We start from the raw sequence: 26,782 nt of genomic DNA on the forward strand, positions 1-26,782 counted from the left end.
AGCGCTCAGTGCGCTCCCTTCGACAGGCTCAGGGAACACTGCGGCAAGGTCCCTGCGAAGGCTCGGTCGCTGAGCGCAGACGCACGGATGCCCCGGGCACGCAGCCCGAGGCATCCGTCAGCGAGACCCGCGAGGGTCAGGCGTCGTTCTTCACGTCTCCGCGCCAGGCGCCCTCTTCGACGCCACGCTTCTCGATGAGCTCCTTGAAGTTCTCGAGGTCCTTCTTGATGGCGTGGTCGTCGACGCCGACGGCGGCGCCGGCCTTCTCGAGCAGGCCGGTGGGCTCCCAGTCCAGCTGCACGGTGAGACGGCTGGTGTCATCACTCAGCTTGTGGAAGGTGATGACTCCGGCGTGGTTCTCCTCACCGCCGACGCTGTTCCACGCGATGCGCTCGTCGGGGTGCTGCTCGGTGATCTCGGCGTCGAACTCGCGGGTCTGTCCGGCGATGGTGACCACCCAGTGGGTGAGGGTGTCGCCGACCTGCGTGACGGAGTCGACGTAGTCGAGGAATCGCGGGAACGATTCGAACTGCGTCCACTGGTTGTACGCGGTCGAGACCGGCACGTTGATGTCGATGGATTCGATGACTTGAGCCATGTGCTCCTCATTTCGGTAGTCGTCAGTTCGGGGCATGGGCTTTTCAGCCTAGGCAGTAGGCACTCACAGGTCCTGTGGGTTGCACGAGCGCTGACGGGGTGACATCATCCTGCGGCGCAGGCCCCCGGCGCCGGCCCCTCTCACGAGATCCGGCGGTAGGGATAGGACTTCACCTCGGTGCCGTGAGCGCTCCACGGATGCGGTTGGGCGTCCAGCATCCGCTGATACAGATCCTCGGGGACGCCGAGGTAGGCGTAGACGTCGCCGGTCTCGAACTGCACGAACAGGGTCGAGGTGTCGGGGTCGTACGCCAGGCCGAGGATGCTCGAGGACGCGATCGAGGGCAACTCCATCGATGATCTCCCTTCCGGGCGCCGCGGCCCGCTCCACGCATACGCACCGCTCCGACGTGCCACCATGGTGCGCGCCTCATGCAGCGTCCGGACAGTGCTTGACAGCGCCCGGACGGGCGAACCGAGCAGGCGACCTACGATGGTTCGCATGCCTGAACTCCCCCGCGTCGCCGGTGCCCACCTCGTGGGCTCGATCAACCAGCCCACCGCAGAGTCGACGTTCCGCGTCGTCTCGGAACACCTGGGCACCGACCTCGCACGCATTCCCGACGGGGAGGTGGGCGAGCGCTTTCACTGGATGCTCTTCCAGGGCGCGGCCTTCGAGGCGACCGCGGGGCTCTCGCGGGTACCGATCGAGCCGATCATGCACGCCGGGTTCGACCTGCGCCCCTTCGTCCTGGACGGCAGCGTGCCGGCCGACGACATCCGTTTCGCATCACTGGGATACGCCGCGGCGGCGATCGCCAGCTACTCCGACTTCGTCGCTCTGCGCGAGGCCGGCGTGATCGAGGCGGGCACGCGGTTCCAGGTGAGCCTGCCCTCGGCGCTCGCCCCCATTACGACCTACGCGGCGCCGCAGGTTCGCGCGGCACTGCTCCCCGCCTACACCGATGCGCTCGTCCGCGAGCTCGACGCCATCGCCGACGCGATTCCGGCCGCCGATCTCGCCGTGCAGCTCGACCTGGCCACCGAGTTCGCGTACATGGAGGCCGTGAACCTCGGAGCCGGGGTGGCCGAACCGTTCTTCCTGACCGACGACGAGCGTTCCGACGGCGGAGCAGGACTCATCCACGGCATCGCGCGCATCGTCGCACCGATCGCGGCCCGCGTGCCTGCCGGGGCAGAGCTCGGATTCCACCTCTGCTACGGCGACGTGGCCGAGAAGCACTTCACCGAGCCGCACGACGCCGCCAACCTCACCGCCGTGGCCAATGCCCTCGCGGATGCCGTGGACCGCCCCATCCAGTGGGTGCATCTTCCGGTGCCCATCGAACGTGACGACGACGGCTACTTCGCGCCGCTGGCATCGCTGCGTCTGGGCGACGCGACCCGCCTCTACCTGGGACTCGTGCACCACGAGGACGGCGTCGAGGGCGCGCTGCGTCGCATCGCGGCCGCTCGTCCCGCACTCACGGCATCCGGAATCGAGGTCTTCGGAGTCGGGACCGAGTGCGGATTCGGTCGCGGGCCTGCCGAACGCACGGCACCGCTTCTCGACCTGCATCACGCGGTCATCGCCGCCGCGAACTAAGCAGCGTTACCCGAGCGCCGTTCCCGGGCGCCGTTTTCTGAGCGCCGTTCCCCGGGAGCCGTTCCCTGAGCCTGTCGAAGGGGACCCAGCCATCCGGCTTCCCTCCGACAGTCTCAGAACAAGGGTCGCGGCCTACTCCTCGTCGAACAGGATGCGGTGGTACAGCTCGTGGTCCTGCCACACGCCCGCGATCTTCAGGTGCTTCGGCGACATTCCGATGTGCTCGAATCCAGCGTTCAGCAGCACCCGCTGCGACCGCTCGTTGTGCCGCAGGGTGCTGGCCTCGATGCGGTGCAGGCCCAGCTCGTCGCGCGCGATCTCGACGATCGCCTCGACAGTGGCCGTCGCAACGCCGCGTCCGGCCTCCGACTGGGCGACCCAGTAGCCCAGACGGGAGTTCTGGTACGGCCCGTACTCGATGCCGGTGAGAGTGAAGCGCCCGGCCACCGTGTCGCCCCGCATGACGACGAGCGGCAGCACGGAGCCCTGTCTGTGCAGCGACCGCATGCGGGTGATCTCGGTCTGCCAGTACGGCGCGGTGAAGTAGAAGTCGGGGCGCACAGGCTCCCACGGCGCGAGGTAATCGCGGTTCCAGCTGTAGGCGGCCGCGAGGGCCGGGGCGTCGTCGGGCTCCACCAGCCGCAGGATCAGCCCGTCGATCAGGGTTCGCGGTTGCGTCACCGTTCGACGATAGCGCCCGCCCCCGATCGATGCGTCCGTTGCTAGACGCCGCCCCCGCCTCCGCCGCCACCCCCGCCGCCGGAGCTCGCTCCGCCCGATGACCCGCCGCTCGACGAGGAGTACGTCGAGGTCATGCTCGATGACATGCTCCCGATGCTCGAGGCGAATCCGACGCCTGTGAATGGACCGGGGCCCACGTACCAGCCGGGCTGCTCGCCCGTCTGCTCGTAGTAGCGGCCGAGTTCGGCTGTCCACTCCTTCTCGTGCCCGAGCAGCACTGCCCACGGAAGCAGCTGTTCGTTCAGCCGCAGCAGCTGGCGGGGGTCATCTACCGCCACCGGCGTGCGCTCCACGCCCTGCGGGGACTGCAGGTAGCGGATGCGGTCGGCCTCCGCCAGCCTGATGTACTCGTCGAGCCCTCTCAGGTAGTCGCGCAGTTGCACGCCCCGGGCATCCAGAGCCGACTTGGAGATGAAGGCGACCGCCAGGATGCCGCCGAGCACTGCGACGGCGATGGCTATGAACGGCCATGGCCCTCCGACAGCGCGGCTCGCCGAGACCGCGCCGAACACGAACGCCGCGAGCGTGCCCAGCAGGGCTGCGATGACCACGAGAACGATCAACCCCGTGGGCGGCTTGCGCCGGTACCCGTTGGTGACGGCGTCGACCCGGATGCGGGACTGGAGCTTCGAGAGTCGCTGGGTCGCCTTGGTGTCGGCCTTGGCGAGCGAGCGGCGCTCGCCCGGCGTGAGGGTCTCGCCGAAGAGCGCGTGCAGGAACTCGGTCTCGTCGGCGGTCGGCTCCGGGTTGCGAAAGGCCTCGCGACTGGTCGCCTGCGTTCCGAGGAACTCGAGTTCGTAGCGCGGCCGTCCGAAGATGCCGGACGCCGGAGTCTCGACGACGCGCGCCCGTCCCGCGACGGCGAGGGCGAGCAGTTGCGCAGGCACGGCCTTCCCGGTCTTCTTGGCGATGAGCGCGGCGAGCAGTATGCCGGCATCCTTCGGTGGAACGTATTCGGGCACGATGATTCCCCGGCCCGGCGCATCCCGCAGCCGAGTGAGACGGATGCCGAGCGCGGCCGCCGCAGCCACCAGTGCCACGAGTGCCGAGAGCGCCGCCAGAAGCGGCCAAGGCTCGGCGAAGAAGCTGTCATCGCGCGGCGTGAAGGTGCCCGGCCGGAAGCCGATGGCGAGGGTGAGGTTCTCGAACGGCTGCAGGTCGCTCGCCGAGAACTCGTAGCCGTCGGCCGTCTGCGTGACGGTTGCGGGGTTGGTCGCACCGGCAGCGCCATAGACGCCGGTGGCATTGCCGTTCAGCGCGGCGCCAAGATCGCCGGCGAGGTGAACCCGCGCCGTGACCCTCCCGAAGGGTTGCCGCCAGTCGGTTCCGTTCGTGTCCCAGTAGAACTCGTCGGCATCCGTGTCTTCGAAGAACCGCGTCACGTTCTTCTGGGTGTAGGTGATGACGTAGGTCTGCCGACCGTGCACGAAGTCGTCGTCGGCGATGGTGAGCGACACGAGGCCGTCGTCCTCATCCTCTTCGAACGACCGCGCCGCGCCGCTCTCGTCGGTCACGGACTGCACGTGCAGGTCGGTGGGGTGGCCGTCGTAGGTGTCGACGAGCTGCCGACGGATGCCGTGGTTCTGGTCGGTCTCGGGAAAGAGCGCGACGAGCGTCTCGACGGTCTTCAACGTGGAGCGTCCGGCGTCGTCACGCGCCAGGGTGTAGTCCGCATCGAAGCTCTCGAAGGTGAAGTCGTCCACATCGGCGGATGCCGGCAGGGCACCCCCGAGGGCGAGCCCCGCGGCGAGCGTGAACGAGGCGAGCAGGGCGGCGACGAGACGTCTCACGTTATCGAGCGTAGGGCGCTTGACCCCGCCCAAGCTCCTCGACCTGCCACTTTTTGTGGCCTGGCGCGCCCAGGAACCCGCGAAAACTGGCAAGTCGACCTAGGGAGGAGGAGCGCTAGGTTGAGCACATGGATCTCGGACTGCAGGGCAAGACCGTCGTCGTGACCGGAGCCGGGCGAGGCATCGGCCTCGCCACCGTTCGGGCGTTCCTCGCCGAAGGGGCGCACGTGGTCGGCGGCTCGTTGCACGAGACGGATGACATGCGCACCCTCGCCGCCGGCGGTGACTTCCGGTTCGTATCCGTGGACCTCTCGGATGCGGACGGTCCGGCTGCGCTCATCGACGCGGTGGGCGGCGCCATCGACGTCGTCGTGAACAACGTCGGCGCCGCGCCGGCCCGCCCGCAGGGCTTCGCCTCCATCGACGACGACATGTGGCAGCGCTCACTCACGCTCAACCTGCTGGCGGCGGTGCGCACCTGCCGTGCCGCACTGCCGCACATGTCGGCCGGCGGCGCCATCGTCAACGTGACCTCCGTGAACTCGCGGCTCGCCGATCCCCTGGTCATGGACTACAGCGCCGCGAAAGCCGCACTGCTCAGCTTCACGAAGGCGCTGTCGAAGGAAGTGGGACCTGGCGGCATCCGCGTGAACTCCGTGAGCCCCGGCCCCGTCGCTACCGACCTCTGGCTCGGCAGCGGCGGCGTGGCCGAGACCGTCTCCGGTGCGACGGGGGCCAGCCCTGAAGAGGTGCGCAAGGGCGCGGCGAGCGCCATGGCCACGGGCCGCTTCACCCGGCCGGAGGAGGTCGCCGACCTCATCGCCATCCTCGCCAGTGCCCGGCTGGGCAACGTGACCGGGTCGGACTTCCTCATCGACGGCGGGTTGATCCCGACGACCTGAGCAATGCGTCGCCGGACTCGGCGCGCGCGGCCCGTCAAGCCCCTATGGGCGCCTGACGCCCGGGCTTACCGTTTCGGCATGCAGGCAGTCACATGGCAGGGCAAGCGTTCCGTCGCGGTCGAGCAGGTCGAGCATCCACGCCTCATCGAGCCGACGGATGCGATCGTCGAGATCACCTCGACGGCCATCTGCGGATCAGATCTGCACCTCTACGAACTCATGGCGCCGTTTCTCGAGAAGGGCGACATCGTCGGCCACGAGGCCATGGGCGTCGTGACCGCCGTCGGCGACGACGTGAGCGCCGTGCGGGTGAACGACCGAGTGGTGATCGCCTGCCAGCTCGCCTGCGGACGCTGCTACATGTGCGAGCGGGGCCTGCAGTCGCAGTGCGAGACGACGCAGGTTCACGACTACGACATGGCCGGCGCCCTGTTCGGCTACTCGAAGCTCTACGGCCACGTTCCGGGTTTGCAGGCGGGCGCCGCTCGAGTTCCGTTCGCCGACCACACGCTCATTCCGGTGGGCCCGGACCTGCCCGACGAGCGCTACCTCTTTCTCGGCGACGTGCTGCCCACGGCCTGGCAGGGCGTTCAGTACGCCGACATTCCCAGCGGTGCGACGGTCGCCGTGCTGGGACTCGGGCCGATCGGCCAGATGGCCGCCCGCATGGCCCGCCACCTCGGCCACCGGGTGCTCGGTGTGGATGCCGTGCCCGAGCGACGGGCGATGGCGCAGCGTCACGGCATCGAGACCTTCGACGAGACCGACGACCTGCTCGCCGTCTTGCGGTCGGCCACGGATGGCCGCGGTCCGGCATCCGTCATCGACGCCGTCGGCACGGAGGCGCACGGCGACACCGTCGCCGCCCTCGCCCAGGAGGCCGGCAGCGTGCTGCCCAAGCCGATCGGGCGGGCCATGATCACGCACGCGGGCGTCGACAGGATGGCGGCGCTGCACTTCGCGATCGAGCTCGTGCAGCGCGGCGGCACCGTCTCGCTGACGGGTGCATACACGGGCGCGGCCGATCCGATGCCGCTGCTGAAGGTCTGGGACAAGGAGCTCACCCTGCGCGGCGGTCCGGTGAACGTGCGCCGCTGGGTCGATGACCTGATGCCCCTCGTGGAAGATGCCGCCGACCCGTTGGGCCTGACGGACCTCGTGACGCATCGGGCCGCGATCGAGGAGGCACCGCGGCTCTACGAGATCTTCCAGAAGAAGCAGGACGGCTGCATCAAGGTGGTTCTGAAGCCCTGAGTGGGCGCCGCCATTCGGATGCCGGTCGAACGCTCAGCCGGCGCGCGGTTCGTCCTCGAGCAGCTGCCGGGCCCGGTCGTACTTTCCCCGCAGGCGGACGCGAGTGGCGTCGTCGAGCCGGCGTAGGCGCCATCCGGCCGTGTTGTCGGCGATGTCGGCGAGCTTGACCCGGAGCGCGATCGGATTGAGCCGGATGCGGGCGTAGTACTCCTCGTCGGGCTGGGCATCCCGGCGGGAGAGCACGCTGACCGCCTCGACGACCTCGGGGGCGATGCCCGCGTCGAGCAGGTCGTTCGCCCTCACCCCGCCGCTCTCGATCACGTCATGCAGCCAGGCGGTCGCCATCTCGAACGGCTCATCGTGCTGGTCGAAGCTGTCGGCGATGCGCGCAGCGTGGTCGATGTAGGGCGAGCCCAGCTTGTCGGTCATGCCTCGGTGGGCGATCGTGGCGATGGCCGATGCGCGCGCGAGCAGCTTGATGGCGGCGACCTCGGCGACCGGGGCAGCTGGGCGCGCTGGCTGAGCCACGACATCCGTCGTCGCGAGCGTTTCCCGCGCCGGGGCCGGCGTCGCCGGTGCGGATGCCGCTTCCGGCGCTTCGGACGCGGGCGCGGCCGGCGCGGGCTGCGCGACGGGCGTGACGGCGGCGGGCTCGGATGCGGGCGCGACGGGGGCGGATGCGGAATGCGACCCCGAACCGGATGATGCGGTTACGTCGGCGGCCGCTGCGATGCGCCGCCCGGAGGCCGTCGCCTGCGCCTGCGCGAGGGAGGCGAGCTCCAGCGACCGGGTGTCGGGCAGGAAGGTGCTCCAGTGCGGATCGAGGGGGCTGCGGTCGGCGATGTGGTACTCGAGCTTGAACTGGGCCATCAGCTGACGCTCGAAGGCGTGGATTCCCGCCCGTGTCTCCTCGACCAGGCTCCAGTGCTCGCTCTGGAAGCAGCTCGCGAAGGCGCGGGCGCTGATCTCGGTCCAGCTCGGACCGTAGCTCGTGGAGAAGAACCGCCGCTCTCGGCCGTCGCTCACGGCGGCGTAGGTCTCGAGGTACTCGCCTCCGGGCTCGGCCAGTCGAAAGTAGAACCGGTCGAGGTCGGGCGCGAGACCGCCGATCAGGTCGTCGGAGGAGAGCACGGCGACGCCGTCGATGAACGGGTCGGCGTTGAACCTCGGGGGAACCGACATGATGCGCTCGCCGAGATCGACGACGATGTGTACCTTCTCGAGCGAGCGCAGCTGGATGGCACTGAGCCGGTTGGGCACGAGTTCGGTCGAACGGATCCAGCTCTCGCGCACCGCGCGCTGGAGGAGCGGATGCAGGTGCCACTCGGATTCGGGGATGCGCACGGGGGAGAGCGGTCGGACCTGGCCGGAGGGAAGCCGCTCCACCCATTCCTCGGAGTGTCCGAGCGGGCTGGGTACCACGGGGTCCTCTCGCGTCGCCACGACCATGCATACTCCGAATTCGGGTGTGCCGCGGCCCAGGGTGCCGCGGCGCCCTCATGCTAGGTCACGGGGCGCCCTCTGCGCTGCCGCGTTTTCGGGGGTCAGATGCCGGGATCGGTCTCGGCGTCGCCGCCGGCCGCCTCGCGGGCCCGGCGTTCGCGCAGGCGGCCGCCGAGGTCGATGACCGCCACGGCGAAGGCGACGGCGAGGAAGATGGCGACAGACAGCATCCCGTAGCCGTAGGCGTGATGGAACCGCGAGAGGTCGCCGTCGGACTGCGGCTGATTGGCGAGCGTCGAGTAGAACAGCGAGAGCGCGACCGCGGAACCGATGGCGGTGCCGATGCGCTGGCCGAGTTGGCCGACCGAACCCGCGAGCCCGCCCTGGCGCACCGGGATGTCGGCGAGCGTCAGCGTCTGGTTGGGAGAGACCACGAGCCCACCGCCGATACCGGCGATGAAGAGCGCACCGGCCATCGCCCACGGCGTCACGGCGGGCGGTGTGAGCACGGCGGCGGCCACGAGCAGGCCCGCCCCGACGAGCACGATGGCCAGGCCGACCACGACGAGCGCGCGCCCGTATCTGGCCACGAGCGTGCCGCCCCGCCACGACGAGAAGGCGCTCGTGAGGGCGAACCCGATCGTCACCATGCCGGCGAAGACGGGCGGCAGGTTCAACCCCTGCTGCAGGTAGAGCGTCGTCAGCAGGAACGCCGAGGGCAGGGCGGCGAAGTACACCGTCACGAGAATCGTGCCCGCACGCCACGACGAGATGCGGAACAGGTTGAGGGGAACGAGAGGGTCTCGTCCGGTCGAGCCGTAGTGCCGCTCCCACGCGATGAATCCCGCGAGGGCGAGCAGGAAGACCACGAGCAGCCACCAGCGGGCCGGGTTGTCGTCGGCGGAGCCCGTCGTGAACAGGAACGGCCACATGAGCGCGATCACCGTGACGGCGAAGATGACGATGCCGACGGCATCCACGTGAACCGAGCGCGACGATCGGGTGCGTGTGGCCGGGATCACCCAGACGGCGAGCACGAGCGCGGCGATGCCGAGCGGGATGTTCATCCAGAAGATGAGACGCCAGCCATCCGTTGCCCCGCCCACGGCGATGAGCAGGCCGCCGATGGTCGGCCCGAAGGCGGTCGCGATGCCGATCATGGCCCCGAAGAGTCCGAAGGCCTTCGCCCGCTCCTTGCCCTGGAACAGCTCCTGGATCATGCCGAGCACCTGCGGCATCTGTGTTCCTGCTCCCACACCCTGGATGAGCCGGGCGACGAGCAGGAAGGTTCCGTTCGGTGCCAGCGCGCACGCCAGGCTGGCGAGGGTGAAGATGCTCAGGCCGACGACGAACAGGATCTTGCGCGAACGGATGTCGCCCAGCCGGCCCGCGGGAACGAGGGCGAGGCCGAAGGTGAGCACGTAGCCCGAGACGATGAACTGCAGCTCGGTCGAACTCGCCCCGAAGGCCTTCTCGATCGACGGCAGCGCGACGTTGACCTTCGACAGATCGAGGATCGTCAGAGCGGCAATGGCGACGCACACCCAGAACGCCCGCCAGCGTTTCTGCGGCGGAAGGGGAATGGACTGGGTGCCAGGACTCTGAGTTGCCGTCACCTTCCCGACACTAGGCCCGCTCGACGGCGCACCGCACGGGGGTTGCCATCGAGCGAGTCGGTGTCCCGCGTACGGAGACGCGCCCGCCGGGTCTGCCGTCAGCCGGCTGCCGTCAGCCGTCAGCCGTCAGCCGTCAGCCGGCTGATAGTCAGCCGACAATCCCACCGCTCTCCTGCCGTGGGGCGTAGCGTCGCCATCAGGGAGAGGGGACGCGATGACATCGGCAACCGCGACCACAGTTCGAGACAGTCGGGACACCGTGCGTCAGGTGGTGGTGGCCGTCAGCGCCGTGCTCGCGGTCATCGGCGCCTTCATCGGCTCCGGAGCGGCCGGCGGAACGCCCATCCAGGACGCGTCGGGCGGAGCACTGGCGGCCGACGCCACCCTCATCGCGCCGGGAACGCCGGCCTTCTCGATCTGGTCGATCATCTACCTCGGACTGCTCGTCTACGCCGTCTGGCAGTTCCTGCCCGCCCAGAGAGCCGCGCCGCGCCAGCGGCGGCTCGGCTACCCGGTCGCGGCGTCGCTGCTGCTGAACGCCGCGTGGATCCTCAGCATCCAGTTCGACCGGCTCTGGCTCAGCGTGCCGATCATTCTCGCGCTTCTCGCAGTGCTCTGCGCCGCCTTCGTTCTCGCACTGCGCACCCGGCCCGACGGATGGATCGACGCCCTCGTCACCGACGGCACCATCGGGCTCTACCTCGGCTGGGTGTGCGTCGCGACAGCCGCGAACATCACGGCGGCGCTCGTGGCCGCCGGCTGGGACGGCTGGGGAGTGGACGCCGAGCTCTGGGCGGTGATCGTGCTCGCCGTGGCTGGACTGGTGGGCATCGCGCTCGCCGTCTACGGCCGCGGGCGCATCTCCCCCGCCCTCTCGCTCGGCTGGGGACTGGCGTGGGTCGCCGTGGCCCGGCTCACGTCGGAGCCGTCATCGACGGCGGCCGGAGTCACGGCGGCGGTGGCGGCTGCAGCGGTGCTCGTGGTCACCGTCGTGCTCCGTCTGAGCGTCGGTCGCCGCCGGCCTGCCTGATCCGGCAGGGCGGCGGGCAGGCACTCAGTCGCGCAAGCGGTCGATGTAGTCGTCGACGTCGACCCACTCGGCGCCGCAGCCCTTGCAGTGCCGCGTGGGGGCGTCGGATGCGTACAACCACCCGCCGAGGATCACCTCGCCGTCGTCGGCCGCCTCGATGAGAAGCGCGTCGGCGACGCCGTAGATGATCTGGATGGTGCTGCCCGAGTGGCACTCCGGACAGGCGTGCGCGCGGGCATCCGTTTCCGGTGCGAACTCGATCATGCTCATGGGAACCACGGTAAGCGCCCCCTCCGACATCGCCCGTAGCGAGCCCCGGCGTTCCCGACATCGCCCGTAGCGGCCGCCGGCGTTCCCGACGTCGGTCGCCGACCTAGGCTTGCGGTATGTCGAGTGAGGCAACGTCCGCCCCGTCCGTCCGCCCCGGAATCGCGGAGCGGCTCTCGCGCATGATCCGCATCCCGACGGTGTCGGCGCACGTGGAGAACACCGGCCCGGAGCCCTTCCACGCCTTCGAGACCCTGCTCGCCGAGCTCTACCCGAGCACCCACGCCGCCCTCGAGCGGGAGAAGATCACCGACTTCGGGCTGCTCTACCGCTGGCGGGGCACGGGAACGACACCAGCCAGTGCCGCAGAACCGGTGGTGCTCATGGCCCACTACGACGTCGTGCCGGTCGACGAGAGCGACCTGTGGACGTATCCCCCCTTCGATGGAACGATCGCCGACGGCCGAGTCTGGGGTCGAGGCACCCTTGATGACAAGGGAGAGCTCTGCGTCGTGCTCGACGCCGTCGAGAACCTGGTCGCGAGCGGCTTCTCGCCCGCACGGGATGTCTACCTCAGCTTCGGGGGGAACGAGGAGAGCCACGGGGCGGCGGCGAAGGCGATCGCCGCCGCTTTCCAGGAGCGCGGTCTCGCGCCCTGGCTGGTACTCGACGAGGGTGGCGCCGTGACGGATGCCCCGCTTCCGAGCATCCCGATCCAGGCCGCCATGGTGGGCGTCTCCGAGAAGGGCATCCTCACGGCGCGGCTGGAAGCCCGCGGGGCGGGCGGTCACGCCTCCGCTCCCGGCAGGCACCTCGCGACGACGCGCATCGCGCACGCCATCCGGCGCATCAACCGCCATCCGTTCCCGGCGCGCATGTCGGCATCCGTTCGCGCGATGTTCGGCGCCTTCGCGGCGCACACCGAGGGCCGCGCGCAGCTGCTCAGTCGGGGCGTGGCCGCAACGGCGCCCGTCAGCGCGAAGGTGCTCAGCCGGCTCGGCGGTGAACCGGCCGCGATGGTGCGCACGACCGTCGCGGTCACCATGCTCGACGGCGGAACGGCGGCCAATGTGCTGCCGTCGCAGGCCTCCGCCACCCTCAACGTGCGTATCGCCACCGGCGAGAGCGTCGATGGGACGATGCAGCGACTGCGACGCATCGTGAACGACGCCGAAGTACGCGTCGAACTGGTTGAGGGCACCGAGCCGTCGCCCGAATCCCCCACGACCGGCCCGCAGTTCGACCTCATCCGGGCGGCGGTGACCGCCTCGTATCCCGAGGCCGTCACGATTCCCTATGTGCAGATGTCGGCCACCGACTCCCGGTACTTCCACGTCTTCTCCCCGGCGACGTACCGTTTCGCTCCGCTGATGATGAACACGGAGCAGCGCGCGGCGATCCACGGGGTCGACGAGTACGTCTCCATCGATTCCCTCGTGCGGGGCGAGCTGTTCTACCGCGAACTGATCGGCGCCATTCCGCCGGCCTGAACCCCCACCGCCAGCGCGCGGCGGGCCGCTGTCACGGCACGCCGTCCGTTGCCCATAGGGTGTGATTCTGCAATCAGAAGGAGCACCCATGACCCGCGCAGTGAAGCTCGGATCGGTCGCCGGCGTCGTCGGCTTCCTCGCGTTCGTCGAGTTCACGAGCGGCATCCTGCAGGGCTACTACACGCCCCTGCTCACCGACATCGCGCGGCACCTCGGCATCCATGACGCCGACGTCAACTGGTTCGAGGGCTCGCAGCTCATGCTCTCGGCACTCGTGGTTCCCGCCCTCGCCAAGCTCGGCGACATGGTCGGGCACCGGCGGATGCTGCTCGTCTCGCTGGGCGTCACGGCCGTCGCCTCGGTGGCCCTCGCCTTCGCCGACGACTTCTGGCTGTTCCTCGGAGCATGGGCCCTGCAGGGCTTCTACGTGGTGTGGCTGCCGCTCGAGATCGCGCTCATCTGGTCGCGCAGCCGAGGCTCGGGCGCACCGGCCGCGATGACCCGGCGCGCCGCCGGCCTGCTCGTTGCCGCGCTGGAGGTCGGTGCCATCGCCGGCGCGCTCACCGCAGGGCAGCTCGCCGACGCCCTGCCGCTCACCGTCATCCTCATTGTTCCCGCCATCGCGGTCATCGCGTGCTTCTTCGTCGTGCTGTTCGGGGTGAAGGAATCGCCCGACCTCACCGGCGGACGCTTCGACACCGGTGGACTCGTGCTCATCTCGCTCGCCCTGCTCGCGCTCACCGGCGGCCTCAGCCTGCTGCGCATCAACGGAGCGGGCGACCTGTTCTCGTGGGCGATCGTCGTGCTCGGGGTCGCGCTCGTCGTGCCCTTCGTGCTCTTCGAGTTGCGGCAGCACGACCCGCTCATCGACGTGCGGATGTTCCGCTCGTCGGCGCTGTGGCCGGTCTTCCTCACCGCCGGGCTCTTCGGGGTGAGCGTGCTCGGGGCCCAGGCTCCGCTCTCGACCTTTGCGCGAACGGATGCCGCCACCTACGGCTACGGGCTCAGCGCCAGCTCGGGACAGACATCCATTCTCATCGGCGCCTACGTTCTCTCCCTCGTCGTGGGCGCGCTGCTGTTCCCGGTGGCGACGCGGTTCGTGGCACCGCGGGTGGCGCTCATCGCAGCGAGCCTGCTCGTGGCGCTGGGCTACCTGCTCTTCCTTCCCTTCCACGCCGACTACGCGCAGGTGCTGCTCAACATGGTGATCGCCGGGATCGGCTCGGGCGCCCTCGTCGCCGCGCTTCCCGCCGCGGCCGCCGCAGCCGCTCCGCCCACCCAGACCGGTGTCGCCACGGGCCTGACAAACTCGGTGAAGACCGTGGGAGGCGCGGTCGCATCCTGCGTGTTCGGCATCGCACTGCTCAGCCATGCCGGATCAGAAGCCGCTTCGGGAACGGCCGGGTCGCTGTCGGGGTATTTCACGGTCTGGACGGTGTGCGGCGTGACGGCACTCGTCGCGGCGGTGTGCCTGGTCTTCGTGCCCAAGCTCGCCTTCGCGGACGCTCCGGAGGCCGAGCCGGCGGCGGTGCGCTGAGCCGCACCGGGTACGGTCGCTTCGGCGGAAGCGAGCCCGCAGTATTCTCGGGTGGTCGCATCCGAGTCCGCAGTATGTGCGGGTGCAGAACCGCCGGTACTGACGATTTCTGCGGGTTCGACCCGACGCAGGCGACGGATGCCGCGCCTCAGTACTCGAGGTGCTCCAGTGCGAGGCGGGCCAGGTCGACGTTCTTCACCAGCCGCATCCGCTGCTCGCGGGTGCGCTGGTAGCGCGCGTCGAGCGCGCTCGGCGGTCGTTGCAGGTCGAGGCGGGCACCGATCTCGCCGGCGATGTCACTCCAGGCGTCCTCCCGCGCCGAGCGGATGAACGCCGCCACCTGGGCTGGATCATCACGTCGGCTTCGCAACCCGTCGGCGACCGCACGATAGGTGCGCTCGCGGAGGTGAAGATTCTCGAGGTCGGCCCGGTGGTAGTCGTGCATGTCGACGCCCCGCCCGGGCTTCTCGGCGGCGTCGGCGCGTTCCTGCGCGACCTGCGCCGCGGCATCCACCATCTCGTCGATCAACCTCGTGAGCACGTCGGTCGCATCGTCGACGAAGTGCTCGTCGGCGAAGACGTGGTCGCTCGTGAGAGCAGCCACGATGACGCGATTCTTGAGCTGCATGCGAGCGGCGTATTCCGCCACCAGAATGCCTTCCTCGCTGGTGTCCTTGATGCTCAACGGCTCGGGCTCGGGAAGAGCGGACGCGTCGAAGCGCTGCATCTTCCTTCGCCGCCGACCGAACCGCTTCATCGTTCCGAGCGTACCTGCGCGACCGTGTCGGCGGCGGGGTCTATCGTCGAAATCGAGGGAAGGAGGCGGGGTGTTCCTGCTCGACGGCACCGTGATCACCAGCGCCAGCGACCTCACCAATGCATCGAAGTGCGAGTTCGCCTTCCTGCGCGCGCTCGACGCCAAGCTCGGGCGCATCGAGGCGGTTCCCGACCCTGAAGACGCCATGCTCGACCGCACGGCCCGCCTCGGCGACCGCCACGAAGACCGGGTGCTGCAGGGCTACCGCGACCGCTACGGATCCGGCGTGGTCGAGATCGCCCGGCCGAACCCGCTCGTGGCCGAAGACCTTCTCTACGCGACGGATGCGACCCGCGCCGCGTTCGCATCCGGCGCCGACGTGGTCTTCCAGGCGACGTTCTTCGACGGCGGCTTTCTCGGCTACGCCGACTTCATCGTTCTGCAACCGGGCGGCCGATACCTCGTTCAAGACACCAAGCTCGCCCGGCGCGCACGGGTGACGGCACTGTTGCAGGTGGTGGCCTACGTGGGGCAGCTCGAGAAGATCGGCGTGCCCGTGGCGCCGACGGTGCAGCTGCTGCTCGGCGACGGCAGCGTGAGCGAGCACCGGGTCAGCGACATCCTTCCGGTCTATCGGAAGCGCCGGGAGCGCCTGCTGCAGATCGTCGCCGAGCGGCAGTCCGCCGCCGGGCCCGTCGAGTGGGGCGACCCGCGTTATACGGTCTGCGGCCGCTGCGCCAGCTGCTCCCTCGAGGTCGATGCCTCCCGCGACGTGCTGCTGGTCGCGGGCATGCGCATCGCACAGCGTGACGCACTCACCGCGGCCGGCATCACCACCATCGACCAGCTGGCCGAGCTCGGCACGTGGGCCGCGGTGCCCGAGGTCTCGGGCATGGCACGGTCCACCCTCGAGGGCATGAGCGTGCAGGCGCGGCTTCAGGTGCAGGCCGAGCAGCTGCTCGCCACCGCTCGGCAGCAAGCGGAGCAGCAGGGTGCGAACCCCGACGACGTGCACGCCGTTCCTCCCGTCGAGGTGCGCGACCCGCGGGCGATCGCGGCGGTTCCCGAGGCGAACGCGGGCGACCTGTTCTTCGACTTCGAGGGCGATCCGCTCTACACCGAGGGCGCCGGCGTCAGCTGGGGGCTCGACTACCTGTTCGGCGTTCTCGACACCGACGAGACCTTCTCCACCTTCTGGGCGCACAGCTTCGCCGAAGAGAAGGTCGCGCTGGAGCGGTTCCTCGATTTCGTCGACCTGCGCCGGCAGGCCCATCCCGGCCTGCACATCTACCACTACGCCAGCTACGAGCGCACCCACCTGCTCTCGATCGCCGCACGCCACGGCACCTGCGAGGCACGGGTCGACCAGTTGCTCAACGACGGTGTGCTCATCGACCTCTACCCCGTCGTGCGGCGCGCGCTGCTCATCGGCAGCCGGTCGTACTCCATCAAGAAGCTCGAGCCGCTCTACATGGGCGACGACGAGCGCGAAGGCGTCACCAACGCCGCGGACTCGATCATCGAGTACCAGCGGGCCAGTGCGCTGGCTGCGGCCGGGGATGTCGCGGAGGCCCAAGCGATTCTCGACGACATCGCCCGCTACAACCGCTACGACGTGCTCTCGACGCTGCGGCTGCGCGATTGGCTGCACACCCTCGCCGCGGACCTCGGTGTCGCGCCGACGGAGCGAATCGTGCGCGAGGGCGAGCAGTATGTGCAGTCCCCGCTCGCCATCGAGCTCTCGCATCTCGCCGGTTCCGGCGACGCGAGCATCGATCATCGCACCGCCGAGCAGACGGCGCTCGCACTCGCATCCGCAGCCATCGACTACTACCAGCGCGAGCGCAAGAGCTTCTGGTGGGGTCACTACTTCCGGCTGGAACAACCCATCCGGGAGTGGGAGAACACCCGCGACGTGCTCATCGTCGAGGCCGATCGCAGCGCCATCGAGACGCCCTGGACGGTGCCCGAGCGATCCCAGAAGGAGCGCCGGTTGCTCACGCTGCGCGGTCGATTCGGCCCCGGAAGCCGGCATTCCGCCGGAGCGGGCGTCTTCGTGCTCTACGAGCCCGACGAGGAGGTCGTCGACGAGGCCGCCGATCCGGGGCAGCGCATCCGCAGGGACGCCACCATCGTCGAGGTGCTCGACGATGGGCTGGTCGTCGAGGAACAACTCCCCGTTGGGGCGTCCCGCCACCGGGAGCTGCCCGTCGCCGTGGTGCCCGGGTGGCCCTTGAAGACGGATGCGCACGAGGCCGCGATCAGCGAGTGGGGAGAGCGGCTGGTTCTGCGCCTGCCGGAGTGGCCCCGCGACCCGATGGTCGACGTGCTGCGCCGGCTGCCGCCGCGCACGCGCTCGGGCGAGGTCGCACGCGTGATCGACGAGGGCTATGCGACGGCGACGGTCGCCACCCTGCTCGACCTCGACGACTCCTACCTCGCCGTGCAGGGGCCTCCGGGAACGGGCAAGACCTACCTCGCCTCGCACGTGATCGCCCGGCTCGTGCGCGATCACGGCTGGAAGGTGGGCGTGGTCGCCCAGTCGCACTCCGTCGTGGAGAACCTGCTCGATCGCATCATGGAGAACACCGACCTCGACCCCGAGGTCGTGGGCAAGGCGCGGCGTGACGCGAACGAGGCCGCCGCTCACTCCTACACGGTGCTCGCCGACAAGAAGGCGGTCCCCGCGTTCATGGTGCGGAACGCGGCGACCGGGTTCGTCGTGGGCGGCACCGCATGGGACTTCGCCAACGCGGGGCGGATGCCGCGCAAGTCGCTCGACCTGCTGGTTGTCGACGAGGCAGGACAGTATTCGCTCGCGGCCACGATCGCGACGAGCGTCGCCGCGCGCAACCTGTTGCTGCTCGGCGATCCCCAGCAACTTCCGCAGGTGAGCCAGGGGACGCATCCGGAGCCCATCGACCACTCGGCCCTCGGCTGGGTGGCCGCTGGCCACGACGTTCTGCCTTCCGAGTTCGGGTACTTCCTCGCCGAGAGCCGGCGCATGCATCCGGCCGTGGCGAAGCCGGTCTCGGCGCTCTCGTACGAGGGCGAGCTGCGCTCGCATCCGTGCGCGGCCGAACGACAGCTCGAGGGGGTCGCAGCGGGCCTGCATCCGCTGCCCGTCGAGCACTCGGGCAACTCGACCGAGTCGCCCGAAGAGGCGGATGCCGTCGTCGCGATCGTGCGCTCGGTGCTCGGCACACGGTGGAGCGAGTCCTCCGAGGCGCCCGGTCGGCCGTTGGAGCAAGACGACATCATCGTCGTCACGCCCTACAACGCGCAGCTCGCGCGGGTACGGGCGGCCCTGGACGAGGCCGGATTCGCCGACGTGCCCGTCGGAACCGTCGACAAGTTCCAGGGCCGCGAAGCGGTGATCGCTCTCGTGAGCCTTGCCGCGTCATCCGCCGCGGACGTTCCCCGCGGCATGGAGTTCCTCATCATGAAGAACCGACTCAACGTGGCGATCTCGCGGGCGCAGTGGGCGGCCTGGCTGATCCACTCGACCGAACTCACGGAATTCCTGCCGCATACCCCGCAGGGGGTCGCCGACCTCTCCGCCTTCATCTCGCTGGTCGAGTCCCGCACGGGGTGACCCGAGGGCCGGGGCTCCTGACCCCTGCCGCCCGCCCCCAGCTCCAGCGAATGCTCAGATGCGCACGCATAGAGTTGGGGGATGACTTCTCGCGAGACCTTCGACCGCATCACGATGTTCGGAGCCGACTGGTGCCGCGACTGCATCCGCTCCAAGGCGCTCCTCCAGCGCCGCGGCGTCGAGTTCGACTACATCGACCTCACCGTGGTCGACGACGGCGCCGACCGTGCCAAGGCGATCAGTGGCCGCACGAACATCCCCGTCGTCGTGTTCCCCGATGGCGACCACTTCGTCGAGCCGACGGATGCGGAACTCGGCGCCAAGCTCGACGCCGTCACCGTCTGAACCCGGTCGCGCCGCGCTCAGGTGAGCGCGTAGCGCAGGTCGGCGATCGCCGGCCCCTTCCACACGGTGGAATCGAGATCCTCACCCCGCACGGCGATCGACTTTCCGCCCCGCCGCAGCACCGCCACCGCGAGTTGCGAGAGCACGTCGTCGGCCTGCGCGCCATCCTCGGCCAGGCTCAGCGCGCCCGTTTCGGCGTCGAAGTGGCCCGGTACGGTGCTCGTGAAGTCGAAGTAGAAGGCGGCGACCGATCCTTCGATCGCTCCGCGGGCGATGGCGGCGAGGTCGCGCTCGACCCGGCCCTTCGGCTTGTCGTCGAGAGCGCGCAGCGCCGCTTCCGTGTCAGCGGCGCCGAGTGCGCTGAGCAGATCGCGCAGCACGCTGTCGATGTCGGATGCGGCGAGCCGGTCAGACGCACCCGGAACGCCGACGACCCGCCGGCCCTCCTTGCGCGCCTCGAACATGCTGCGCAGCGGCTCCGCTGCGAACACGAACAGCGGCACGCGCCCATTGGGATCGCGCTCGTTCAGTGCCTGCCAGACGGCGTCGGCCACGCGTCGGGCGTAGTCCTCGAGCAGCAGCTTCTTGCTGTCGTCCACGCCGCGGCCGCCGCGGTCTCGATCGCCGCCGTTGCCGAGGTCGAGGTCTTCCCTCGCATCCGTCGGCGCATCGGGAACCCCCACCTTCGCGGCCCGATCGCTGCCGGTGGCATGCCACAGCGCCCACTCGTTGCCCGAGAGCGTGATGGCGAAGGCCTCCTGGCCCACGCTCGTCGAGCGCAGCAGTTGTCCGACGTCGAAGTGCGTGCCGGTGTGCACCGCCTCGTCGAGCCGGTTCGGCAGCACGAACACCTCGCTGACACCCGGGCCGGCGAAGATCGCGAGTGATCGCGAGAGGCTACCCCACAACCGTGCGTCGGCGAGGATGTCGTCCCGGTCGGATGCCGCTCCCACGACATCCCGCCGGTCGACGCCGGCCGCCTCGAGCGATCGAATCGCACTGGCGAACGCGCTCTTGACCCGCATCTGGCTGACCTCACGCTCGCTCGCCACCGGCGAGGTCGGCACGTAGATCGTCAGCGCGATGGGGTACTCCCTCGTCAGAACGTCGAGGTCGTTCACGTCGGGAAGTCGGTACTGAACAGTCATCGTTCCTCCACCCGGGGGCGCTCCCCGTGACCGAGGCTACGCGAGAATCCCCGGCAGGTACACCCGTTCGGGGGCCGTGTGAGGTTCAGGCGACCGTGCCGGCGAGCTTCGAGACAGCGGCCTCGATGCGGCGTTGACGCGTCTCGCCGGTCTTCGCCGACTCGACCGAGGTCACGTGCGCCTTCTGCGCACTGGGACTGAGCTTGGCGAACGCCTCCCGCGCCTGCGGCACCGCATCGAGCCCGGCCGCCAGGTCGGCCGGAACCTCGACCGTGCGCGGTTCGGTGTCGAGCGTCACCTCGACCTCGATCGCGTCGCCCCCGCCAATTCCCGTGGCCGCGCGCTTGTCGGAGCTGAACGAGATGAGGAACCTGCCGCCCATCGGGGCGATCGAGCTGCGATAGGCGAACCCGTTGACGACGACGTTCACCGCCGGTCGCTTGCCGCCGCCGAGCGACTCGACGACCTCCGGCGGAACCTCGATGCCGGTGTTGTTGCCGATCTGGCTCATCGTCGTCGTGAAGCGCATGCTCCGAGTCTGACAGTCCGACCGGCGGATGTCGCGGAATAGATTCGCCGACCGGTTTCGTTGGCCTGAGAGTGACTGCTCCATCGCGCCTTTCCGTTCTCGACCTGATCCCCGTACGAAAGGGCCAGACGAGCGCCCAGGCGCTCGCCGCATCCGTTCACCTGGCGCAGCGGGCCGACGATCTCGGGTACACCCGCTACTGGTTCGCCGAGCACCACAACATGCCGGCCGTCGCATCCACGACGCCGCCCGTGCTCATCGCCTCGGTGGCCGCGCAGACGAAGCGCATCCGCGTGGGATCGGGCGGCGTGATGCTGCCGAATCACGCACCCCTCGTCGTCGCGGAGCAGTTCGCCGCCCTGGAAGCCCTCGCGCCCGGTCGCATCGATCTCGGCATCGGCCGTGCGCCCGGCAGCGATCCCGTGATCACGCAGCTTCTGCGGATCAGCGGACCGACCGCCGACGTCGACCGCTTCCCCGACCACATCGGCGACATCCTCGCACTGCTGCACCCCGACGGCGCCGCCCTGCGCATGACGAGCGGGAACCACTACACCGTTCACGCCACACCGGCCGCCGCGGGCACGCCGACGCTCTGGCTGCTCGGTTCGAGCGACTACTCGGCCCGGCTCGCTGCGCAGCTCGGACTCCCGTACGTCTTCGCGTACCACTTCTCGGGCGACGGCATCGAGCAGGCGCTCGAGCTCTACCGCTCGGGATACCAGCCGAGCGAGGCGCATCCGTCGCCCGAGACGTTCCTCACGCTCAACGCCTCGGTCGCCGACACCGAGGAGGAGGCGCTCGCCCGCGCCCTGCCGCAGATGCGGGCGATGGCCCGTATGCGCTCGGGGCGCCCGCTCACCCCGCTCGAGACCGTCGAGCAGGCACAGGGCGCGCCGGCCGACACCGCCGTCTCGGATCTGGTCACGGCCATGCAGAGGCGCTGGGTGATCGGCTCCGCGGATGCTGCGGCCGACCGCATCCGTGATCTCACCACCCGCTACGGCGTCGACGAGGTGATGATCTCCCCCATCGGCGCGTCTCACGACAGTGAGCCACTCGACGGGACCGCTGGGCGGGAGCGCACGCTCGAGCTGCTCGCCGACCGGCTGCTGTAAGCGCGACAGCGCCGCCCGGCGGGAAGCCGGGCGGCGCGGTCTCGTGCTCGCTGGTGACGCGGTTCAGAGCACCTCGTGGTTGGCGCGGATGAGGTTCTGCGGGTCGTAGACGACCTTGATCGCGCGCAGGCGGTCGAGGTCCTCTCCCCAGATGGCCTCGGGCGCGCAGTCGGCTTCGGCGAAGTTCTGGTACATGCCGGCAGCGGTCCACGGGCGCAGAGCCTCGGCGAGTCGAGCCAGCCCGGCGTGGATGGCCTGAGCCATCTCCGGCCCCATCACCATGCCGCCCGAGAACACCAGGTACGGCGCGGCGAAGTGGGAGACGACGCCGCCGCCCGCAGCGGGCCGACCGGCTGCGCCGCCGAGGTGGCGGATCTCGGCCATCATGAGTGCCGGGTCGGATGCCGTCGCTGCGACGAAGGCATCGATGGCTGCGGCATCCAGTTCGGCGAGCATGAGGCCGTTGCCGGCGCTCGGCACCGGAGCATCCGGGTCCATGTGCAGCTTGTCGAGCTCCCGCACGGGGGTCGGGTGGAAGGTGTCGATGGCCGGGTCGAGTTCGCGGAGGGGCTCGAGCAGGCGGTCGGCCTCATCCGCGGGCAGTTGCATGGCCGCCTCGACCATCACGAAGCTCTGACCGCGCAGGAAGTCGGGCAGCTCGGGCAGCGGGGGGAACTTCATGATGCGACCGACCGACGTGACGCTCTCGGGAACGGTCCGGCTCCACTTCCGCCACGCGTTGAGCACCGGGGTCGCCTTCGCGAGCGGGAAGAACAAGACCCCCGCGTAAACCTCGGCGAGCGGGAACAGCTTCATCTCGATCGCGGTCACGACACCGAAGTTGCCGCCGCCGCCGCGCACCGCCCAGAACAGCTCGGGCTCGTGGCGGGCGTCCACGCGACGCAGCAGGCCGTCGGCGGTGACGATCTCGATCGCCGTGACCAGGTTGACCGCCAGGCCATGCGAACGCGCGAGCCAGCTGGCACCGCCGCCGAGGCAGTATCCGGCGATGCCGACGTCGGGCGAGGACCCGGCGAGCGCGGCGAGACCGAACTCGGCGGCGGGGGCGGTGACATCCATCCACAGCGCGCCCGACTCGCAGCGGGCGATGGCGCTCTCGGGCTGCACCGTCACGCCGCGCATCGCGGTCGTGCGCAGCAGGATGGTGCCGCTCAGGTCGCCCAGCGCGCCGGCGTTGTGCCCGGTGCCCTGGGGCGCGACGCGCAGGCCGAGCTCGCGTGCCGTGTTCACCGTGAGGATGACGTCGTGCACGTTGAGCGCTCGCACCACGGCGACGGGACGCTGGTCGACGGCGAGGTTCCAGGCGGAGCGCACCTGGTCCCATTCCGCGTCGTGCGGAAGGCTGATGCTGCCCGTGAGTCGATCGCGCAGTGCGTCGAGGGCGGCGGTGGTCTCGTAGACGTCGTTGGCAGTGATCGCAACGGATGCGTCGGCGGTCGTGGGGGCGGCGACCGTAGAAGGCGCAGGGGTGTTCACAGGTGTTTCCTTTCGGGATGGAGGATTCACGTCGAGCGAATACCGGCGGTCTGCTCGGGTTCAGCCTGGGACGCACACCGGCATCCGCTCTCGACGTGTTCTCATGGAACACCCGCGCACCCTGCGCGCCCATCGGTGTTCCCCCGGCATTGACCTAGGGGCTGCCCCTGACCTTTTCGCTGCGGATTTCGTTGCGCAAGCGGCGATCTGGTGCCCGTTGCGCCACTTGCAGGCCCGTTGCGCCCCTGAATCCGGCGCAACGGCCGCCGAAGTGGCGCAGCACGAGATCGCCGCCTCGCCTCGGCACTGTTGCGCCACGTGCTCGGCCGTTGCGCCAGATGTACTGGCGCAACGGACCTGCAAGTGGCGCAACGCGCACGAAAAAAGGCCCCGCCCCGGGTGATCCGGGACGGGGCCTTGCGAAGCGCGCGCTACGCGCCCAGAAGGTCGCCGATGCGGGCGTCGCCCGGGGCGACGTTCTCGAACTCGGCCTCGATCTCGGCGCGGTCGAGAAGCTCCGCCATGCGGCGCTGGCGGTTGCGCGTGATGAGCGTGACGACCGTGCCCTGCTTGCCCGCGCGGCCGGTGCGGCCCGAGCGGTGAAGGTAGGTCTTGTACTCGTCGGGCGCGTCGGCCTGGATGACCAGGTCGATGTCGTCGACGTGGATGCCGCGCGCGGCGACATCCGTGGCGACGAGCACGCTCACGCGCCCCGACGTGAGCTGCTGCAGGTTGCGGGTGCGCCGCGACTGGTTCAGGTCGCCGTGGAGCGAGACCGCCGGGATGTCAGCGTAGTCGAGGTCTTCGGCGAGCTGCTCGGCGAACGCACGCGTGCGGGCGAAGACGAGGGTCTTTCCCTCGCGGTCGGCGAGCTGCTTGATGATCTCGAGCTTGTCGCGCTGCTCGATGAGGAACACGCGGTGATCGATCGTCGAAGACGCCTGGTCTTCGCCGGCGACCTCGTGCACCGTCGGCTCGACGAGGAACTCGTCGACGAGCGCGGCGACACCCTTGTCGAGGGTGGCAGAGAACAGCAGCTTCTGGCCGCCGTCGCTGGTCTCGCGGATGATGCGCTGAACGGGCTCGAGGAATCCGAGGTCGCACATGTGGTCGGCCTCGTCGAGAACGGTGATGACGACCTCGCTGAGGTCGAGGCGGCCCTGCTCGATGAGGTCTTCGATGCGACCGGGCGTGCCGATCACGATGTCGACACCGCGCTGGAGCGCGCCCACCTGGCGCTGCTGGGGAACGCCGCCGTAGATCTGCGTGGTGAACAGTCCGACGCTCTGGGCGATGGGCTGCACTGTGCGGTCGATCTGCAGCGCGAGCTCGCGCGTCGGAGCGAGGATGAGCGCACGCGGCTTGCGACCGAACTGGCGTTTGCCGCCCGACTTGCCCGATTCTGCCCACATGGTCATCAGGCGCTCGACGAGAGGCGCACCGAAGGCGATGGTCTTGCCCGAGCCGGTCTTGCCGCGGCCCAGAACATCCTTGCCGGCGAGCACGTCGGGGATGGTCGCAGCCTGGATCGGGAAGGGGCTGGCCGCGCCGAGCTGCTCGAGCGAGCGAACGACGTTCGTGCCGAGGCCGAGGTCGCCGAAGCTCACGCCGTCGACGTCACCGGCCTGGATGGCCTCCGCCTCGAGGCGCTCGAGCACGACGTCATCCTGGTTGATGTACGCGGGCTTGTGCGCATCCTTCGAGGGGTAGAACTGCGAGTCGCGGCGCTCGGACTTCTGGAATCCGGGGCGGTCATAGCCGCCGCCCGAGCCCGTGGAGGTGCGGCGGGGACGGTCGTCGTCGTTGCGGCGTGCCGGGCGGTCGGTGCCGTATGCGGGGCGGTCGGTGCGCGCCGCCCGGTCGTTGTACGCGGGGCGTTCGCTGCGGTCATCGCGACGGGGGGCACGGTCATCGAACCGACGGGGCGCGCGGTCGTCGCGCTGGGGGCGGTCGCCGTAGGCCGGGCGCTCGCTGCGACCGTAGGCGGGACGCTCGGAGCGCTCGCCGCGGTCATCCCGACGCGGAGCGCGGTCATCGAACCGGCGCGGTGCGCGGTCATCCCGCTGCGGGCGGTCGCCGTAGGCCGGGCGCTCGCCACGGCCATACGCCGGACGGTCGGTGCGGTCGCCACGGTCATCCCGACGCGGAGCACGGTCATCGAACCGGCGCGGTGCGCGGTCATCCCGCTGGGGGCGGTCGCCGTAGGCCGGACGGTCGCCGCGACCATTGGCGGGACGGTCGCCGCGGTCCTCACGACGCGGAGCGCGGTCATCGAACCGGCGCGGGGCACGGTCATCGCGGGCCGGCCGCTCGCCATAGCTGCGACGCTCTCCGCCCTCGAATGAGGTCGTACGAGCGGCGCGCTCGTCGGCGTTCCAGCGGGCCTTCTTCGCCGGAGCCTCGGACTCGGGCTTGTAGCCGCGGTGTCCGGGGCTGCGCGAGCCGGCCTTGGGGCCGTTCTTGCCGCCGCGGGCGTACGAGGGATCGAAGTTCTTGGCGGGGCGACCGCCGGCGGGCTTCTTGTTCTTGGGCATACCTGGTTCCTGGGTTGTTCTTCGGTACATGGCAGACCGCCGCGCAGCGCGCAGCGGTACTGAGAACCCGGAATCAACGTCGCCCGGGGCCGTTCACATACGATGTGATTTTCGTCAGCGGAAGTGCTGCGAAACCGGCCCACCAGACTTACAAACCCATCCGCGCACAGCGCGGTGTCCAGAGCCGACGTTTAGAGAGTAGCGCACGGGGCTGTGAATCGTCCTCATGCGGCGAGGGATGCGGCCCTCGCGACACCGGGCAGCGCCTATGAACCCAGCAAGAACCCGCCAACAGGAAACCTCGGCGTAACCTGGCCCGCCTAGCCTGAAAAGGTGCCAGTGACCGTCTCGATCGAACCAGCCCGCCAGCCCGACGTCGAACTCATGCTCGCCGGCAGTGAGGCCTACTCGCACGCCCGTTACCCCGTCGAGGCGTGCTTCCTGCTGGATGTGGAGTCACTCGAACGCCCTGAGGTGTCGCTCTACGTCGCGCGGGGAGCCCTGCTGGAGCCGCTCGGCATGCTGGCCCTCGTCGATAACGGCGACGGCACCGCCGAGCTCAAGCGCATGTTCGTGCACGAAGACGCTCGGGGCCAAGGCGTCGGCACCCAGTTGATCGGACGGGTCGAAGCGGATGCCGTGGCGGCAGGCGTCCGGCGGATCGTGCTCGAGACCGGTCCTTTCCACGAGGCCGCGCTCGCCCTGTACGGCCGCGCGGGTTATGAGCGGATCCCGCTGTTCGGCCAGTACGAGGGCGAGAAGTACAGCATCTGCATGGCGAAGGATCTGGCGTTGGACGCGAGGAGCTCCGCCCGCGTGTAGCGCGTGGCGTGCGTGAGCCGCCCGTCGATCCTGGCGACCGCACGCTGAGCCTGTCGAAGCGTCGTGAGCCGAACTGTGGTCCGCGTAAGGACCTGGCTTTCAGCGCAGGGCCCGGACTCGCGGGACCGACTCGCGACCGTCCGCTGAGCCTGTCGAAGCGTCGT

The 26,782-nt window shown here is 69.7% G+C and carries 22 protein-coding genes; 10 read left to right on the forward strand and 12 right to left on the reverse strand.

Annotated features, from left to right (window positions below; all coding sequences use genetic code 11):
- Nucleotides 1–136: 136 nt before the first annotated feature.
- Both WDJ51_RS15375 and WDJ51_RS15380 read right to left on the reverse strand, forming a co-directional pair.
- Nucleotides 137–598, reverse strand: a complete 462-nt coding sequence (locus tag WDJ51_RS15375; RefSeq protein WP_337853356.1) for an SRPBCC family protein — start codon at nt 596–598, stop codon at nt 137–139.
- Between the two features lie 140 nt (nt 599–738).
- Complete coding sequence (locus WDJ51_RS15380; RefSeq protein ID WP_337853357.1) at nt 739–951, reverse strand: KTSC domain-containing protein; 213 nt, start codon at nt 949–951, stop codon at nt 739–741.
- A gap of 148 nt (nt 952–1,099) precedes the next feature.
- On the opposite strand from WDJ51_RS15380, the gene WDJ51_RS15385 reads away from it, so the two are divergent.
- On the forward strand, nt 1,100–2,203 hold the full coding sequence (locus tag WDJ51_RS15385) for a hypothetical protein (protein WP_337853358.1): 1,104 nt from the start codon (nt 1,100–1,102) through the stop codon (nt 2,201–2,203).
- A gap of 132 nt (nt 2,204–2,335) precedes the next feature.
- Here the strand turns inward: WDJ51_RS15385 and WDJ51_RS15390 are convergent, their stop codons facing one another.
- Together WDJ51_RS15390 and WDJ51_RS15395 are read right to left on the reverse strand one after the other, a co-directional pair.
- Complete coding sequence (locus tag WDJ51_RS15390) at nt 2,336–2,884, reverse strand: GNAT family N-acetyltransferase (RefSeq protein ID WP_337853359.1); 549 nt, start codon at nt 2,882–2,884, stop codon at nt 2,336–2,338.
- A gap of 41 nt (nt 2,885–2,925) precedes the next feature.
- Nucleotides 2,926–4,734: a DUF2207 domain-containing protein gene (locus tag WDJ51_RS15395; protein WP_337853360.1), complete on the reverse strand. Its 1,809-nt coding sequence runs from the start codon at nt 4,732–4,734 to the stop codon at nt 2,926–2,928.
- Nucleotides 4,735–4,862: 128 nt separating this feature from the next.
- Here WDJ51_RS15395 and WDJ51_RS15400 point away from each other — a divergent pair, with 128 nt between their 5' ends.
- Both WDJ51_RS15400 and WDJ51_RS15405 read left to right on the forward strand, forming a co-directional pair.
- On the forward strand, nt 4,863–5,636 hold the full coding sequence (locus WDJ51_RS15400) for an SDR family NAD(P)-dependent oxidoreductase (protein WP_337853361.1): 774 nt from the start codon (nt 4,863–4,865) through the stop codon (nt 5,634–5,636).
- Nucleotides 5,637–5,714: 78 nt separating this feature from the next.
- Entirely contained in the window at nt 5,715–6,890 is a 1,176-nt protein-coding gene (locus WDJ51_RS15405; RefSeq protein WP_337853362.1) for an alcohol dehydrogenase catalytic domain-containing protein, read from the forward strand.
- A 33-nt stretch (nt 6,891–6,923) separates the two neighbouring features.
- On the opposite strand, the gene WDJ51_RS15410 is transcribed toward WDJ51_RS15405, so the two are convergent.
- A complete protein-coding gene (locus WDJ51_RS15410; RefSeq protein ID WP_337853363.1) occupies nt 6,924–8,339 on the reverse strand; it encodes a hypothetical protein in 1,416 nt (471 codons plus the stop codon).
- 95 nt (nt 8,340–8,434) lie between these two features.
- Nucleotides 8,435–9,949, reverse strand: coding sequence for an MFS transporter (locus tag WDJ51_RS15415; RefSeq protein ID WP_337853364.1), 1,515 nt, complete (start codon nt 9,947–9,949; stop codon nt 8,435–8,437).
- Nucleotides 9,950–10,163: 214 nt separating this feature from the next.
- On the opposite strand from WDJ51_RS15415, the gene WDJ51_RS15420 reads away from it, so the two are divergent.
- Nucleotides 10,164–10,979, forward strand: coding sequence for a tryptophan-rich sensory protein (locus WDJ51_RS15420; RefSeq protein ID WP_337853365.1), 816 nt, complete (start codon nt 10,164–10,166; stop codon nt 10,977–10,979).
- A 24-nt stretch (nt 10,980–11,003) separates the two neighbouring features.
- Here the strand turns inward: WDJ51_RS15420 and WDJ51_RS15425 are convergent, their stop codons facing one another.
- Complete coding sequence (locus WDJ51_RS15425) at nt 11,004–11,249, reverse strand: hypothetical protein (RefSeq protein ID WP_337853366.1); 246 nt, start codon at nt 11,247–11,249, stop codon at nt 11,004–11,006.
- A 116-nt stretch (nt 11,250–11,365) separates the two neighbouring features.
- Between WDJ51_RS15425 and WDJ51_RS15430 the strand changes: the two genes are divergently transcribed.
- Both WDJ51_RS15430 and WDJ51_RS15435 read left to right on the forward strand, forming a co-directional pair.
- Nucleotides 11,366–12,736 carry a M20/M25/M40 family metallo-hydrolase gene (locus WDJ51_RS15430; protein WP_337853367.1) on the forward strand — a complete coding sequence of 457 codons (1,371 nt, stop codon included), beginning with the start codon at nt 11,366–11,368 and terminating at the stop codon, nt 12,734–12,736.
- A gap of 88 nt (nt 12,737–12,824) precedes the next feature.
- Nucleotides 12,825–14,273 (forward strand): MFS transporter, encoded by a 1,449-nt coding sequence (locus WDJ51_RS15435; protein WP_337853368.1) that lies wholly within the window; start codon nt 12,825–12,827, stop codon nt 14,271–14,273.
- A gap of 148 nt (nt 14,274–14,421) precedes the next feature.
- On the opposite strand, the gene WDJ51_RS15440 is transcribed toward WDJ51_RS15435, so the two are convergent.
- Complete coding sequence (locus tag WDJ51_RS15440) at nt 14,422–15,030, reverse strand: hypothetical protein (protein ID WP_337853369.1); 609 nt, start codon at nt 15,028–15,030, stop codon at nt 14,422–14,424.
- A 70-nt stretch (nt 15,031–15,100) separates the two neighbouring features.
- On the opposite strand from WDJ51_RS15440, the gene WDJ51_RS15445 reads away from it, so the two are divergent.
- Together WDJ51_RS15445 and WDJ51_RS15450 are read left to right on the forward strand one after the other, a co-directional pair.
- Nucleotides 15,101–18,625 (forward strand): TM0106 family RecB-like putative nuclease, encoded by a 3,525-nt coding sequence (locus WDJ51_RS15445; protein ID WP_337853370.1) that lies wholly within the window; start codon nt 15,101–15,103, stop codon nt 18,623–18,625.
- 81 nt (nt 18,626–18,706) lie between these two features.
- Nucleotides 18,707–18,970 (forward strand): glutaredoxin family protein, encoded by a 264-nt coding sequence (locus tag WDJ51_RS15450; RefSeq protein ID WP_337853371.1) that lies wholly within the window; start codon nt 18,707–18,709, stop codon nt 18,968–18,970.
- Between the two features lie 17 nt (nt 18,971–18,987).
- Here WDJ51_RS15450 and WDJ51_RS15455 read toward each other — a convergent pair whose 3' ends face one another.
- Both WDJ51_RS15455 and WDJ51_RS15460 read right to left on the reverse strand, forming a co-directional pair.
- Nucleotides 18,988–20,118: a baeRF11 domain-containing protein gene (locus tag WDJ51_RS15455; protein WP_337853372.1), complete on the reverse strand. Its 1,131-nt coding sequence runs from the start codon at nt 20,116–20,118 to the stop codon at nt 18,988–18,990.
- Between the two features lie 85 nt (nt 20,119–20,203).
- On the reverse strand, nt 20,204–20,647 hold the full coding sequence (locus WDJ51_RS15460; protein ID WP_337853373.1) for a YdeI/OmpD-associated family protein: 444 nt from the start codon (nt 20,645–20,647) through the stop codon (nt 20,204–20,206).
- 71 nt (nt 20,648–20,718) lie between these two features.
- Here WDJ51_RS15460 and WDJ51_RS15465 point away from each other — a divergent pair, with 71 nt between their 5' ends.
- Complete coding sequence (locus WDJ51_RS15465) at nt 20,719–21,765, forward strand: LLM class flavin-dependent oxidoreductase (protein ID WP_337853374.1); 1,047 nt, start codon at nt 20,719–20,721, stop codon at nt 21,763–21,765.
- A gap of 63 nt (nt 21,766–21,828) precedes the next feature.
- Here the strand turns inward: WDJ51_RS15465 and WDJ51_RS15470 are convergent, their stop codons facing one another.
- Nucleotides 21,829–23,262 carry an FAD-binding oxidoreductase gene (locus WDJ51_RS15470; RefSeq protein WP_337853375.1) on the reverse strand — a complete coding sequence of 478 codons (1,434 nt, stop codon included), beginning with the start codon at nt 23,260–23,262 and terminating at the stop codon, nt 21,829–21,831.
- A 431-nt stretch (nt 23,263–23,693) separates the two neighbouring features.
- The gene (locus tag WDJ51_RS15475; RefSeq protein ID WP_337853376.1) at nt 23,694–25,796 is read right to left on the reverse strand and encodes a DEAD/DEAH box helicase; all 2,103 of its coding nucleotides are present in this window, start codon (nt 25,794–25,796) and stop codon (nt 23,694–23,696) included.
- Between the two features lie 333 nt (nt 25,797–26,129).
- Between WDJ51_RS15475 and WDJ51_RS15480 the strand changes: the two genes are divergently transcribed.
- Nucleotides 26,130–26,618 (forward strand): GNAT family N-acetyltransferase, encoded by a 489-nt coding sequence (locus tag WDJ51_RS15480; RefSeq protein WP_337853377.1) that lies wholly within the window; start codon nt 26,130–26,132, stop codon nt 26,616–26,618.
- Nucleotides 26,619–26,782 lie beyond the last annotated feature (164 nt).

It is taken from the genome of Rathayibacter sp. YIM 133350, assembly GCF_037404875.1.
Taxonomy (GTDB): Bacteria; Actinomycetota; Actinomycetes; order Actinomycetales; family Microbacteriaceae; genus Orlajensenia.

What these genes read in the sequence shown, in the direction of transcription:
- WDJ51_RS15385 (WP_337853358.1), top strand. Translation starts at nt 1,100, where the DNA reads ATGCCTGAACTCCCCCGCGTCGCCGGTGCCCACCTCGTGGGCTCGATC.
- WDJ51_RS15420 (WP_337853365.1), top strand. Translation starts at nt 10,164, where the DNA reads ATGACATCGGCAACCGCGACCACAGTTCGAGACAGTCGGGACACCGTG.
- WDJ51_RS15380 (WP_337853357.1), bottom strand. Translation starts at nt 951, where the DNA reads ATGGAGTTGCCCTCGATCGCGTCCTCGAGCATCCTCGGCCTGGCGTAC.
- WDJ51_RS15455 (WP_337853372.1), bottom strand. Translation starts at nt 20,118, where the DNA reads ATGACTGTTCAGTACCGACTTCCCGACGTGAACGACCTCGACGTTCTG.
- WDJ51_RS15375 (WP_337853356.1), bottom strand. Translation starts at nt 598, where the DNA reads ATGGCTCAAGTCATCGAATCCATCGACATCAACGTGCCGGTCTCGACC.
- WDJ51_RS15435 (WP_337853368.1), top strand. Translation starts at nt 12,825, where the DNA reads ATGACCCGCGCAGTGAAGCTCGGATCGGTCGCCGGCGTCGTCGGCTTC.
- WDJ51_RS15430 (WP_337853367.1), top strand. Translation starts at nt 11,366, where the DNA reads ATGTCGAGTGAGGCAACGTCCGCCCCGTCCGTCCGCCCCGGAATCGCG.
- WDJ51_RS15410 (WP_337853363.1), bottom strand. Translation starts at nt 8,339, where the DNA reads ATGGTCGTGGCGACGCGAGAGGACCCCGTGGTACCCAGCCCGCTCGGA.
- WDJ51_RS15450 (WP_337853371.1), top strand. Translation starts at nt 18,707, where the DNA reads ATGACTTCTCGCGAGACCTTCGACCGCATCACGATGTTCGGAGCCGAC.
- WDJ51_RS15400 (WP_337853361.1), top strand. Translation starts at nt 4,863, where the DNA reads ATGGATCTCGGACTGCAGGGCAAGACCGTCGTCGTGACCGGAGCCGGG.
- WDJ51_RS15425 (WP_337853366.1), bottom strand. Translation starts at nt 11,249, where the DNA reads ATGAGCATGATCGAGTTCGCACCGGAAACGGATGCCCGCGCGCACGCC.
- WDJ51_RS15440 (WP_337853369.1), bottom strand. Translation starts at nt 15,030, where the DNA reads ATGAAGCGGTTCGGTCGGCGGCGAAGGAAGATGCAGCGCTTCGACGCG.
- WDJ51_RS15475 (WP_337853376.1), bottom strand. Translation starts at nt 25,796, where the DNA reads ATGCCCAAGAACAAGAAGCCCGCCGGCGGTCGCCCCGCCAAGAACTTC.
- WDJ51_RS15460 (WP_337853373.1), bottom strand. Translation starts at nt 20,647, where the DNA reads ATGCGCTTCACGACGACGATGAGCCAGATCGGCAACAACACCGGCATC.
- WDJ51_RS15405 (WP_337853362.1), top strand. Translation starts at nt 5,715, where the DNA reads ATGCAGGCAGTCACATGGCAGGGCAAGCGTTCCGTCGCGGTCGAGCAG.